The sequence below is a fragment of the Candidatus Methanoperedens sp. genome (assembly GCA_012026795.1).
Taxonomy (GTDB): domain Archaea; phylum Halobacteriota; class Methanosarcinia; order Methanosarcinales; family Methanoperedenaceae; genus Methanoperedens.
The window spans coordinates 23,317-36,165 of record VEPM01000011.1; the positions used below are offsets into that span (position 1 = coordinate 23,317).

Genomic DNA, 12,849 nt, shown 5'->3' on the forward strand with positions numbered 1-12,849 from the left:
TTATATATAATGGATTTGGAAAATAACAAGGGCTTGAGTTCCAGCGAAGCTAAAGAAAAACTCTTAAAATCCGGTCCGAACCGGATTTTCAAAGCAACCGAAATCAGTTTCTTTGGCATTGCAAGACATGAAGTAACGGAGCCCATGATCCTTCTTTTGTTAGTCGTTGGCTTTTTCTACAGTATCTGGGGAAAACTCGAAGATGCTATTACCATCTTTATAGTGATCATTTTGTTGGTTTTTGCCGAAGTATATAATGAATTCAGGGCAAAAAAAGCAATAGCCTCTTTAGAAAAAATTGCCGCACCCAGAACAAGGGTGTTAAGGGATGGGAAAGTAACGGAAATCGACTCGGAAAATGTTGTTCCGGACGATATGTTGATTCTTACCCCGGGAACTAAAGTCGCTGCTGATGCAAAAACCAATGCGTCAATCGGCATGAAATTCGATGAATCTGCCTTAACAGGCGAATCTTTTCCCCGGGACAAAGAGATTGGCGATGAGATTTATGCAGGTACAATAGTGCTTTCCGGTGAAGGATCGGCTGTTGTTTTCGCAACTGGCAGGAATACAAGGATTGGTAAAATCGCTGCTGCTTCCAAAATAATCAAACCGCCGAAAACCCGGCTGCAGTTAGCGATGAAATCACTTACGGGCAAATTGGTCTTCGTGGCATTATTCTTTTCAATTATTATCCCTCTTATGGGAATCCTGAGAGGACAGGATTTAAAAACTATGATCCTGACAGGTCTTTCCCTTTCTTTTGCTACTATTCCTGAAGAGCTTCCGATTATTATTACGATGGTCCTGGGCCTCGGAGCTTATACCCTTTCCAAAAATAATTTTTTAGTTAAGAGGATCAAGGCTGCTGAAACTTTAGGCAATGCAACTGTGATTGTTACTGATAAAACAGGAACTATAACCGAAAATAAAATGAAAATCGCCGGCTTTTATCCTGCAGATAAAGGGAAAGAAATCTTAGAAATCGCACTCGCTTCACTGACTGAATATTCTTTATCTCCTCTGGACTATGAGATTAAAAATAAAGCCAGGGAATTAAAAATAGATAAGGCACCGCTAAAAGTGGCCAGGCAGCGAAATTTTGGAAATGGCAGGAAAACAAAAGCAGTTGTAAGAGAAAATGCAGACCATGAATTAATCTTAAGCGGTGCGCCTGAGGAGATATTTGGAGTTTGTTCCAGCATAAGTGATGATATAAAAGCTGCATTAGATAATGAAACTGAAAAAGGGAGACGTGTAATCGCCATTGCTTATAAAAAACTGGCACCTCAAGAAGAGAGACTTGATTTTAATGAAATCGAAAAGGAAATGAATTTTGCAGGACTCATAAGCTTTGAAGACCCGCAGCGGGAAGGAGTCAAAGAAACCATCGCTTTGTCAATGATGGCTGGCATCAGGACAATTATGGTAACAGGGGATCATCCGCAGACAGCAGTTTTCATTGCAAAAGAGGTGGGTATTTCAACCACCAGTAAAGTATTGACAGGCCAGGATCTGGATAAGATTACTGACGATGAATTACAGAATACTGTGAAAGAGTTCTCTGTTTTTGCCAGGACTACTCCGGAACATAAATACAGGATCGTGAAAGCCCTGCAAAAAAACGGTGAAGTAGTAGCTGTAACAGGTGACGGGATCAATGATGCATTGGCGCTAAAAGGTGCTGATATCGGCATCGCAATGGGAATCAGGGGAACAGATGTGGCTAAGGAAGCAGCTGAAGTTGTTTTAGCAGATGATAATTATAACACCATTGCCCGGGGTATTTTTGAGGGCAGGAAGTTTTTTGATAATCTTCAAAAGGGCATCAAATATTATCTTTCTGTCAAGGTTGCTTTAATATTGATTTTCCTCGTACCTGTTATTCTGGCGGCCCCGATGCCTTTTGCCCCAATCCAGATAATCCTCCTGGAATTATTTATGGATCTGGCAGCATCTGCGGGTTTTGTTGCTGAGGCGAAAGAAAAAAATATTTATTCCAGGCCGCCTCGAAACCCCGGAGAAAACATATTCAATGACCAGGTAATTAAAGACTTTTTGACAAAGGGAATAGTGCTTTTCGTGGCAGTTATTTCTGTTTATTTTTATGCACAGAGCCAGGATTTAAGTCTCAGGGAGACACAAACCTATGCTTTTTCAGCATGGATTTTTGGTCATATCTTTCTTGCTTATATTTCCCGTTCAGATAAAGAATCCATTTTCTCTCTTGGAATATTTGCTAATAAGGTTATCAACCTCTGGGCAGTAGCAGCAATCACCTTCCTGATCCTTGGGATTTATATCCCCTTCTTAAATGACAGGTTTAATCTTGTTGCGATCAATTTTACCCGGCTAATTCTTATTGCCCTTGTGATGTTATTCATTATGGGCTTACTGGAGATTAAGAAAATACTCAGCCTCTCTTCTCTTTCAAAAACCAGTCCGGATAATGCTCCTTTGCCCATGCAGCATCAACTTTTCCGTAAATAATACTTTTCAACGATTCGCTGTAATACAGAGCCAGAGTAATGTGCCCTGCAAGAAGGATTATGGACATTATCGCAAGGGAATCGTGAATAATAAAGTTCAATTCAACGAAACTGCGACTGAACATTGATTTCATCCAGACAAGGAAACCCGTCAAAGAAAAGCCGGCAATAAGAAGCAAGACCAGCAGGAAATTCGCTTTCTGCCCCGCGTTGAATTTTCCGGGAATATCGGTTTTATTCATTTTAAATAATCCGATAAACCATTGCAGATCATCCTTCCCCCATTCCATAAGTTCTTTAATATCATTTCGTGTGGATATACTCCCACGAAAATATATTATAAGAGGCAATAAAATAAAAGGAAAGGAGGCATACAGGTGAACCATTTTTATGAAAGGGTCGCCAAGCAAGGATTTTGGAGTGAAAAATAAAATGATTCCTGTTATCATGAGCCAGAAAAAAACCAGTGCATGAGACCAGTGCAATAATCTTGAAGAAACATCGAATCGCAATATTTTCAAGGATAAGACACCCCATCAATACTGTAACCAAATCTTTCCCAGTAGCCTGTTTCCTGTATTCCTGTAAGTGTGATCCTGTTCACCCATTTCACATTCTTATACCCGAACATCCTTGGCATCACAAGACGTAACGGCAAACCCTGTTCTTGAGGCAATGGCTCATCATTCATCATGTAAGCAAGCATGACATCGGGTTCAAGACTTTCTTTTACCGAGAGGCTGTCACTGTATAAGCCGCTTGAAGAATGGAATGTAGCAAAAGCAGCATTGGATTTGAGTCCGGCTTTATCAAATAGCACTTTTAATCGCACACCTTTCCATTTCACATTTTCCACAGACCAGCCTTCAACGCAATGAAAATCAGAAATTTGTTCCTCGCTTTCAAGCCTGAGAAGTTCATTATAACTTATATTGAGCGGAGTATTTACAAGCCCCTCTATTGTGAGTTTCCAGGTATCAGGGTCAAAAGCAGGGTTTTGTTCGATACTTCTTATCCTGAATCTATTAATTGTTTTTATCCCGATCTGCCTAAGATAGGCAAGACCTGCTATTACTGCTGCGAAAAGAATTCCCAGCAGTGTCAAAAACCTTCTGCGGCTAACAGGATCTGGTTCTTTTTCCTGGTTCACATATACTCCCAGTAAATCTTGGTTGATAACGGGTATATACTTATCTGCCTTTCTTAAATAAGGATCATTATGGTCTTACAATCGTAATCAACTCCAGTATCCCAATAATGACTGCCACAGCCAGTAATGGAATTATCGCTATGGAAAGAGATGCACTTAACGATGAGAATATTATATCCAGGTATTGGATTTTGACCCCGAAGTAATTCAATGCATAGAATGCCGTAACAATTACTACCAGACCTGGAAGCATGGTTATGATATCGGTTCTGCTGGGTGCTGCGCCTGCTCCCAGGGTTAGTGCAAAGTAAAGGAAAAGATATGTTTTCCAGCTTAAGTAATCCAGGCCTGTTATGAAAGAATGAGTTCCATCGAGTAAAAATCTTGTTTCAGTCAGGATGTCAAAAGAACCTGGATGAAGGCCAAAATAAACTCCAAAATAGCTGCTCATAAGAAGTAATATTACCGGACATCCGATCAATGGGGCAATCGATATGGCAACATTGCCGATGATGGGTATCTTCGGAGCAGTATATTCTACATGTCCCAGTGTGTCTCCTGACGGGATGACGCTGAATTCTGTGATACGTGAGCCCATGAGCAAAGCGGCTAATGCATGACTGGTTTCATGAGCGATCGTTCCGGGAAGCATAAGAAGAATGTACAGAATTTTAGATATTGACGATAGGGAGCGATGTAAGTATCCTGAGATCAGATAAAGCACAATTGCCTGTAATGGAATGGTATACATATTTGTTCAAGTTAGCAATGATTCTCTCCTGTCAAGAATATAGTTAATAATGCAAATGCATGCACAAGCAAGATATGCTTTTTCCCCGATCGAGACTTTTTTACCATACCTCAGCACGAATTCTTCATCCTTCCTGGGTAATCCCACCTGGTCGCCAAGGACAAAAACAGGGTCGCTCCCAAGGTCAATGGTATTTATGCTTTCTCCGGATTCTTCAAGCACAAATATGCTCCGTTTCTCTTTTACCAGGTGTTGAAGACTGTTTTTCCGAACCGTTATCCCCGGATGTTCCCTTCCTGAGAGGACTTTTCGCATTATATCTTCCCATGTTTTTTCATCGGTCCGGGCATCCCTGAGTGTTTCTCCTTCGACCATGAGTTCAAGCGGTGGATTCGGGGGTCCTCCCAGTAATGCATGGAATGTAACATCTCTTCTAATACCATGTGAACGGAAAAGCGACATCAATATGGACTGGTAAACAACATCAAGTCTCCCGGCTTCTCTCAGGTTCGGGAATCTTGAATCGGTTCGTCCGGTCCGTGAATATAAAATAAATTCGCGCATAGCTTTAGATCTCTTCATCCGGAATAATGGTTGTTAACTTGACATGCTTTACACCGCGAAGTGTCATTATCTTTTCAGTAACAGCTTTAACATTCTGTCCCTCTCCCCGTACCATCAATACTTCCATGCACATATCATGATTGATGTGTATGTGGATTGAGGAACGGATTATATCTGTGAATTCATGCTCTATGTCAAGTAATGAATTGACAAGACCGCGCTGGTTATGGTCGTACACAAGCGAGATGGTCCCCACTCTTTCGCCTTCTACTTCGCTCATCCAGGCATAATAACGAATGTAACCCCTGATAGCATCCCTTATTCCTTCTGATCTTGAAGAATAACCTCTTTTAGTGATTATCTCATCAAATCTCTCAAGTAAATTCTCGGGAAGAGAAACGCCTATTCTTGCTAAATCCTGTTCCATGTATCCTGACTCCTGGATTCAAATATAATTTAAGAGTTGATATATCTTTTCATTATTAACCTTAACCCTATCTTACCCGAACTCCGCTATCGGGTATTAAAACCCAAAAAAAAGGATTACATGTTCGTGATGCAAAGTCCGGATCCCAAAAAGTTGTGATATTTATAAACTTCTGGGTTTGATCTTATCCCCGACAAGTTTCTGTATATCGGGTAATGATATATGATATTCTTTAGATACAACTTTCTCTGCTTTAATGAGGGCTTTATGTTTTGTTATGCCGCTTTTCATCAAGTTAATTCTTCTCTTTGAGACAGCGGATAATACTTCAAATATATCCATTAGTCTAGCCTCCTTAAAATAATATTATAACTCTAAATATTTATAGTTATTTGAAATCAACAATGATTATAATCTACAATAATTATAATCTGTTAAATTCTTCAAATCATACATCCTTTTTCCCGTATGATTTAATTTCATAGATAATCCTTTTATCCACTATCCCGGGTTCTGTCATCTTCATAGCATCAAGAATCTCATCCAGGTATTTCCGTGGGATAATATCCTTCTCAATAAGTACCTGTTTAAGGGATTTATTTTCCAACAGCGCTGTTTTAACGAGTTGAGCCACTTTATCATAGCCTATATATGGATTCAACACTGTCGCAAGCGCATGACTATTTTCAATAAGTTCATTGCATCTTTTCTCATCCACTATCATTCCCGATATGCAATCTTCACGGAACATCTTCATTGTATTCGACAGCAGCCCGATACTCCATAAAAGGTCAAATGCGATAAGCGGTGTCATCACATTAAGCTCAAGCTGGCCTGCTTCTGCTGCCATTGCAACAGCATGATCGTTGCCTGCGACCTGGAAACATACCATGTTCACGGCTTCAGCTATGGAAGGATTGATCTTGCCAGGCATAATGGAAGAGCCGGGTTCAACTTCTGGAAGGACAATTTCCGAAATTCCGGTTCTGGGCCCGGAATTAAGAAGGCGCAGGTCATTTGAGATCTTATTCAATTCAATAGCAAGCATCCTCAGGGCATTGGAAACTTCCACAAAACCGGTCATGCTCCATGATAGCATGATGCTGTTGCCTGAATGGAATTCAAAGCCTGTAAGATTATTTAATTCCGAAATAACCCTTTTCTTGAAATCCGGATGTGTGTTTATGCCGGTCCCGACAGCAGTACCGCCAATACTCAGTTCAAGCATGCTCTTTTCGCCTGTCTTGATTCGTTCCAGGCATTTTTCAAGTGATGCCGCATATCCGTTAAGCACCTGGCTATACCTGATCGGTACGGCATCTTCAAGATGAGTCCTGCCAACTTTGATCACATGGTTGTATTCCTTTGCTTTTAATTTAAATACCGTAATTAATTCTTCCAGTTCCTTTTTCATGGGCAAGAGTGATAGAAGGACGCTTAATCTTATCGTGGTCGGGATAACATCATTTGAAGACTGCGCCATGTTCACATGGTTATTCGGATGGACTTTCGAATATTCTCCCGGATCACCGCCAAGTTTCAATGTCGCAACATTTGCAATAACCTCATTCATGTTCATATTAAAAGGAGTGCCTGCGCCTGCCTGGAACACGTCAAGGATGAACTGGTCCCTGTATTTTCCTTCGATGATCTCATCTGCGGCCTGGATTATCACATCCCCGATGGTTTCATTAAGCATGTCGAGCCTGATGTTGGCTTTTGCGCATGCTTTCTTGATGATGGCGAGTGATTTTATAAAATCAGGATTGGCTTTTATGCCGCTAATCCTGAAATTCCGCAAAGCGCGTGTTGTAAATGCGCCATATAAAACATTATCCGGGACTTCGATTTCCCCGATACTATCTTTCTCTATCCTGCTCATGTTGACTCCTTCACGTTGCACCATATATTATTGTTCGCCATATATTATTTGTTCGTTTAAAATCTTATTGGATTCTCCAAAAAACACACAATCTTTATTGTGTGGCAGCAATAATATAAAATGGCATGGTAAATTCTGTTAAGGCCAGGACAGAGATAATGGCCAGGGAAGACTGGCGCATAAAGAGGTTCAAAAATTTAGCTATGTCTGCAAAGTTTGTTTTCAAAATCCTGGATTATAATGGGCTATTAACTCAGAAAGAAATTGCAGATGAAAGTGGTCTTCCAAACAGAACTGTGAGATATGCCCTGAATATACTGGATAAAGAAGGACTTATAGAAAAACGCATACATAGAGACGCACGCCAGACTTTATATGGGCTAAAAAATCACACAAGCACAGTGGACGAGGTGGCTAACTTTTCATGCATTCCTTTATAGTCAATAATATGTATCCCATCGATTCAAAATAAATCAATGTGCATCACCGCAGTAAGGCAATGGTTGCCGCATGTTTTGCTTCTGTTTCCTATTTAACAACCATTATAGTCTGATATTAACAACAGTGATAATAAGGCATCATAAGCCGAGGTGATTTTATGAAAGATAGGCACATAATGGAAGCATTGGGGAAAACCCGTGTGGTAGTAGAAAATGGAAAGATAGTCGAGGTAGGAGAGCCTGTGACCGAATACTGCCCTATCTGGGATAAGGTAACAGGCGTAAAGAAATTTACACCTCAAATTGTAAAGGAAAACATCGACCTTAGAATGAAAGAGTTCGGCATGTTCACCGCCAACAGGGCAATTGAAATGGAGACCTTCGTTGGCTTTGGCGCAAGCGAGACATTTATGACCGCCCTTAAAAAGGGGATGCTGGATGCATGCGTAACTGCATGCGATGGTGCAGGCACTGTAATTACCTCTAACCCAAAACTCGTACAGGGGATAGGTGCAAAAATTTCAGGATTGGTAGAAACCTCTCCAATACCTGAACTTATAGAGAGAATCGAGCACGCTGGAGGAATCGTGCTCGATAAAGACACTGCTGCTATAGATCAACCAGAAGGCGTGAAAAGGGCAATTGATGCCGGATATAAAAAAATAGGGGTCTCTGTTACAAATATTAAAGACCTAAAGAGGATACGCATGCTTGAGAAATCGAATGGCGCAGATGTGATTGTCTTTGGAGTGCATACAACAGCTATGCCAGAAGATGAGGCAAAGGAGTTTATCGGGCTTATTGATATGACCACAAGCTGCACATCAAAGTGGATAAGAGGACAAATAGAGGGTAAAACAATAGCACAGTTTGGCAATGGTATACCTATATTCGCAATTACGCAGCGGAGTAAAGAGCTGCTCCTGGAAAGAGCAAAAGATGTGAGCGACTCGATTCTTGTGAATACAGCGAAGCTGCCTGAACTGCCAGACGAAAGGCAACCAAAGCCATTAGTTTAAATATTGTGGAGAAACAAATATGTGCGCAAAAGTATCATATCAATGAGTAAACATGTTGTAGAAGCAATGGGAAGAACCCGCATCACCATAGAAGATGGGAAAGTGGTTGATGTCGGCAATCCCCTGACCAGATATTGCCCTATCTGGGACAAAGTAAAAGGTATAAAAAAAATCACTTCCCAGGTTGCAAAGGAAAATATTGAATACAGGATACGGGAATTTGGCATGTTTACTTCCAACAGGAGAATTAATATGGATGTCTTTGTTGGCTTTGGAGCTTCTGAGACCTTCATGACTGCTCTAGAAGCGGGATTGATAGATTCCTGTGTCATTAATTGCGATGGGGCAGGTACTGTCATAACCAATAATCCCAATTTAGTTCAGGGAATAGGCGCCTTGATGCCGGGATTGTTGGAAACGAGTCCTATTCCAATACTTATCAAAAGAGTAGAATGTGCAGGCGGGATCGTGTTGGACCAGATCAGTGCAAAAATGGATTCTGTGGCGGGAGTAAAAAAAGCAATTGAACTCGGTCATAAAAAAATTGGTGTACCCGTGTCTTCTGTAGAAGTAGCAAAAGAATGCAGACAGCTTGAATCAAAACAAGGTGTTGACATTATTACTTTTGCTGTGCATTTAACAGGTATAGGAAAAGAAGAGTCCAGAGAGCTTACCCGTCTTGTTGATATTACTACAGGTTGTATGTCCAGATATATCCGAAACGGTGTGGCAGGCAAGGCAGTTGCACAGTTCGGGGTATCTATACCTATCTTTGCCTTAACAAAACGTGGTAAGAGGTTATTATTGGAAAGGGCAAAAGAAATCGACTCCCAAATGCTTATAAACACAACAGAATTACCAGTTTTACCGGGTGATATGCAATCAAGACCGCTTGTGTGAAGGGGTTCATCTAACTTAACTTTTAGGATAGATTCGATTCAAACTTTTGATTCCACGTTATAAACATTTATTTAGTATCAAGGGAAATATTATATTTGCATTCCATCGCTGAATTTATCAAGTGATTTATAATTGTTAACTTGACAGGCTGTAAGAATATCAATTCTTAAGCAGGATTCAGTTCGAAATAGAGGGAAGGGATAATGGCAAATTCACACATATTAGATGTATCCGAACAAACATCACATGGTTTTCGACAAATGAACCTGTATTCTCATCTACTGGATAAACAAATAATTTTTCTAAGTGGTGATATCGATGTGGAGATGGCTGAAAGTATTATTGCGCAGCTTCTTTATCTGGAAGACAAGGATTTTGAAGGTGACATCCGTATTTATATAAACAGCCCCGGAGGTGTGATCAGCGCAGGTCTTGCTATCTATGATACCATGCAGTGCATGAAGTGCAGTGTTGCAACTATCTGTATCGGTGAAGCTGCGTCGATGGCAGCGATTTTGCTGGCAGCAGGCACAGAAGGGAGGAGAATGGCATTTCCTAATGCACGGGTAATGATACACCAGCCTCTTGGTAGCATGCAGGGACAGGCAACTGAGATAGATATCCAGGCAAAAGAACTGGACAGGGTCAAGAAAGTTCTGGACAATATCCTGGTCTATCATACAGGGCAACCCATAGAAGTCATCGAGAATGATACGAACCGGGATTTTTTCCTTACGGCAGAAAAGGCATTGGAATATGGAATAATAGATAAAATAATAAGGGCTGGAGAAGGAGTATTATAAATAAAAAATTTTTAATATGCATAAGATGTATTCTTCTGAAACGCCGAAGATTAAAACAGCTTAAAAATTGACATAAAAACAGAGAACAAAAAAGACAAAAAAGACAAATGACAGAACTTTTTATTGATGATGCTGCCCTCGAACTCATTAGAACAGAGTTATTTAAAGAAAATGCACCCGCAATGCGTATTTTCATTGGCGGAGGCGGATGCTGCAAGCATTTTGAGATTATCCCTGTCAAAAAAGCGCTTTCCGGAGATATAACTTTCATGCAGGGCGGGATCAGGATACTGGTGGAAAAAGAAATTGCGCAAAATTCTTCAAGTATCCTGATAAAATATGATGAACACAAAGGGTTATTAATTGATTTAACCTAATAAAGTAACCAGGATAGGTTTATATAAAATAGATTCGTTCTTATACGAACATATATTGGAGAAAAAAAATGATAGGCATTTCAAAACTTTATTGCGGGACTGTTGAACCATCAGACGCTCTGCGGTATGGGCGTGATTCAGGTAAACTCCCATCGCATTTATTGCAATTTTCAAAAGACAAAAAACCGGTCGTTGTCTGGAACATGGGCAGGCGCTGCAACCTTAAATGCGTCCATTGTTATGCCCGGTCAAAAGACATTGAATATAAGAACGAACTAACGACCCGGCAGGGTAAGGAGCTTATTGATGATCTTGCACAGTTCGGCGCGCCAGTTATTCTTTTTTCGGGCGGCGAACCCACAATGCGAAAAGACCTTCCTGAACTTGCGCTATATGCAAGGTCAAAAGGGATGCGCGCGGTCATTTCTACGAACGGCACGCTTATCGATAAAAAAATGGCTAAAGTCCTGAAGGACATCGGCCTGTCATATGTCGGGGTTTCACTTGATGGCATGAAAGAAACGAATGATAAGTTCAGGGGCGTAAAAGGAGCGTTCGATGCTGCCCTGAATGGCATGCGGAACTGCCTGGCAGAAGGCGTCAAGGTAGGATTGCGTTTTACGATCAACAAACAAAATGTAAAGGATATACCGGCTATTTTTGATCTTCTTGAAAAAGAAAATATCCCAAGAGTGTGTTTCTATCATCTTGTTTATGCAGGGCGCGGCTCAAAAATGGTTGAGCAGGAACTCTCGCATGAGGAAAGCAGGAAAACCCTTGATATTATAATGGACAGGACCCGGGCGCTCCATGAGAGAGGCTTTCCGATCGAAGTACTGACTGTTGATAATCATTGCGACGGCCCGTATGTTTACTTCCGTCTCCTGAAAGAAGACCCGGAGCGCGCCGCAGAAGTGTTTGAATTATTGCAGATGAACCAGGGCAACTCTACAGGCATCGGTATAGGCTGCGTTTCCTGGGATGGTTCTGTTCATGCAGACCAGTTCTGGAGGCACTACTCATTTGGCAACGTGAAAGAACGGAAATTCAGCGAGATATGGATGGATACCACCAATGAATTAATGGCAGGACTCAAGAACCGCAAGCCTCTTATAAAGGCAAATTCTGACAGGTGCGCCCACTGCAAATGGTTCGATATTTGCAACGGGAACTTCCGCGTGAGGGCTGAAGCGATATATAATAACGTCTGGGCCGATGACCCTGCTTGCTACCTGACAAAAGAAGAGATCGGGTATGATGAAATGAAATAGAAATAGAATAAAAGTAATATTCATGGGTTCTGTCAAGTCTACGTTTGCTCGGATAGTTATTTATCTTTGATACTCTGGAACAATCAAAGCTCAAAAGTGTAAAACATTTTTGAATTTAACCGTTGCTTCTCATTCCTATATCTTTTCAAGCCAGACGGTGCGCTTGTCTTTGAGGATGAGCTTCATTTTTTCATCAGGTCAATAATAATTCTATAGATAACTATACATATATAGAATACTATTATTATTATAATCATAATAGAGGCGAAACAAATGGCTGGAAAATATAAGGATAAATACATAGATGATACTACTTCTTTATCTGAAAAGGAAATTGAAAAAATCGAGAGAGTTTCTGAAGCAATTGAGAAAAGGTATGATGCAGAAGCAAGAAGAGAATCTCAATTGAAAATGAGAGTTCTTTTTCAAAGAACTGCTCCTGAGATGTTGCCTTTTGTAATTTATTGTTTAACATTTGCTCCAATCGCAACATATTCTTTATTTAAAATAATTGATTTAAAAGGGACTCCAGAATTCTACTGGGGGTTAGGGGGATTGTTTGTTATCATGATAGTCCCGATTTTTGTTTTGCCACGACTCCCCTTCAAGAACATGCTTTCTAAACAGGATTTAAGTTTCTCATCCCCATCTAAAGAGGATGATGTTGTATAACTCCCCTCACGACAAAGACGCGTCAATAGTGAATATACACTATTGAGAGTATAGTAAATTTTTAAAATTCTTTCAAATAAACCCGTTTCCAATCTAAAATATCA

Annotated in this window: 15 protein-coding genes; 8 read left to right on the plus strand and 7 right to left on the minus strand. The window is 40.5% G+C overall.

All coding sequences use genetic code 11. The features are described 5' to 3' along the window. The first annotated feature begins 6 nt into the window (after window positions 1–6). Entirely contained in the window at window positions 7–2,490 is a 2,484-nt protein-coding gene (locus tag FIB07_05965; protein ID NJD52398.1) for a cation-transporting P-type ATPase, read from the plus strand. On the opposite strand, the gene FIB07_05970 is transcribed toward FIB07_05965, so the two are convergent. The 7 genes from FIB07_05970 to FIB07_06000 all read right to left on the minus strand — a co-directional run bounded on the left by FIB07_05970 (window position 2,414) and on the right by FIB07_06000 (window position 7,284). After that, a complete protein-coding gene (locus FIB07_05970; GenBank protein ID NJD52399.1) occupies window positions 2,414–3,010 on the minus strand; it encodes a hypothetical protein in 597 nt (198 codons plus the stop codon). The genes FIB07_05965 and FIB07_05970 overlap by 77 nt on opposite strands. Next, window positions 3,007–3,675 carry a hypothetical protein gene (locus FIB07_05975; GenBank protein NJD52400.1) on the minus strand — a complete coding sequence of 223 codons (669 nt, stop codon included), beginning with the start codon at window positions 3,673–3,675 and terminating at the stop codon, window positions 3,007–3,009. Before FIB07_05975 ends, FIB07_05970 begins: the two co-directional genes overlap by 4 nt. Before the next feature lie 31 nt (window positions 3,676–3,706). Beyond that, the gene (locus FIB07_05980; protein NJD52401.1) at window positions 3,707–4,390 is read right to left on the minus strand and encodes a hypothetical protein; all 684 of its coding nucleotides are present in this window, start codon (window positions 4,388–4,390) and stop codon (window positions 3,707–3,709) included. Between the two features lie 6 nt (window positions 4,391–4,396). Further along, a complete protein-coding gene (locus FIB07_05985; GenBank protein ID NJD52402.1) occupies window positions 4,397–4,972 on the minus strand; it encodes a hypothetical protein in 576 nt (191 codons plus the stop codon). After that, the gene (gene nikR / locus FIB07_05990; protein ID NJD52403.1) at window positions 4,959–5,381 is read right to left on the minus strand and encodes a nickel-responsive transcriptional regulator NikR; all 423 of its coding nucleotides are present in this window, start codon (window positions 5,379–5,381) and stop codon (window positions 4,959–4,961) included. Before nikR ends, FIB07_05985 begins: the two co-directional genes overlap by 14 nt. A gap of 162 nt (window positions 5,382–5,543) precedes the next feature. Continuing rightward, entirely contained in the window at window positions 5,544–5,723 is a 180-nt protein-coding gene (locus FIB07_05995) for a hypothetical protein (GenBank protein ID NJD52404.1), read from the minus strand. Window positions 5,724–5,829: 106 nt separating this feature from the next. Then, complete coding sequence (locus FIB07_06000) at window positions 5,830–7,284, minus strand: aspartate ammonia-lyase (protein ID NJD52405.1); 1,455 nt, start codon at window positions 7,282–7,284, stop codon at window positions 5,830–5,832. A gap of 137 nt (window positions 7,285–7,421) precedes the next feature. Here FIB07_06000 and FIB07_06005 point away from each other — a divergent pair, with 137 nt between their 5' ends. From FIB07_06005 to FIB07_06035, 7 genes are all read left to right on the plus strand, one after another. After that, window positions 7,422–7,703, plus strand: a complete 282-nt coding sequence (locus FIB07_06005) for a winged helix-turn-helix transcriptional regulator (GenBank protein ID NJD52406.1) — start codon at window positions 7,422–7,424, stop codon at window positions 7,701–7,703. Between the two features lie 158 nt (window positions 7,704–7,861). Then, complete coding sequence (locus FIB07_06010; protein NJD52407.1) at window positions 7,862–8,722, plus strand: DUF2099 family protein; 861 nt, start codon at window positions 7,862–7,864, stop codon at window positions 8,720–8,722. Between the two features lie 42 nt (window positions 8,723–8,764). Beyond that, the gene (locus FIB07_06015; protein NJD52408.1) at window positions 8,765–9,622 is read left to right on the plus strand and encodes a DUF2099 family protein; all 858 of its coding nucleotides are present in this window, start codon (window positions 8,765–8,767) and stop codon (window positions 9,620–9,622) included. Window positions 9,623–9,825: 203 nt separating this feature from the next. After that, entirely contained in the window at window positions 9,826–10,425 is a 600-nt protein-coding gene (locus FIB07_06020) for an ATP-dependent Clp protease proteolytic subunit (GenBank protein NJD52409.1), read from the plus strand. A gap of 107 nt (window positions 10,426–10,532) precedes the next feature. Continuing rightward, window positions 10,533–10,802 carry a hypothetical protein gene (locus FIB07_06025; protein ID NJD52410.1) on the plus strand — a complete coding sequence of 90 codons (270 nt, stop codon included), beginning with the start codon at window positions 10,533–10,535 and terminating at the stop codon, window positions 10,800–10,802. Between the two features lie 68 nt (window positions 10,803–10,870). After that, complete coding sequence (ahbC, locus tag FIB07_06030) at window positions 10,871–12,073, plus strand: 12,18-didecarboxysiroheme deacetylase (GenBank protein ID NJD52411.1); 1,203 nt, start codon at window positions 10,871–10,873, stop codon at window positions 12,071–12,073. A 273-nt stretch (window positions 12,074–12,346) separates the two neighbouring features. Further along, complete coding sequence (locus FIB07_06035; protein NJD52412.1) at window positions 12,347–12,745, plus strand: hypothetical protein; 399 nt, start codon at window positions 12,347–12,349, stop codon at window positions 12,743–12,745. Window positions 12,746–12,849: the final 104 nt, after the last annotated feature.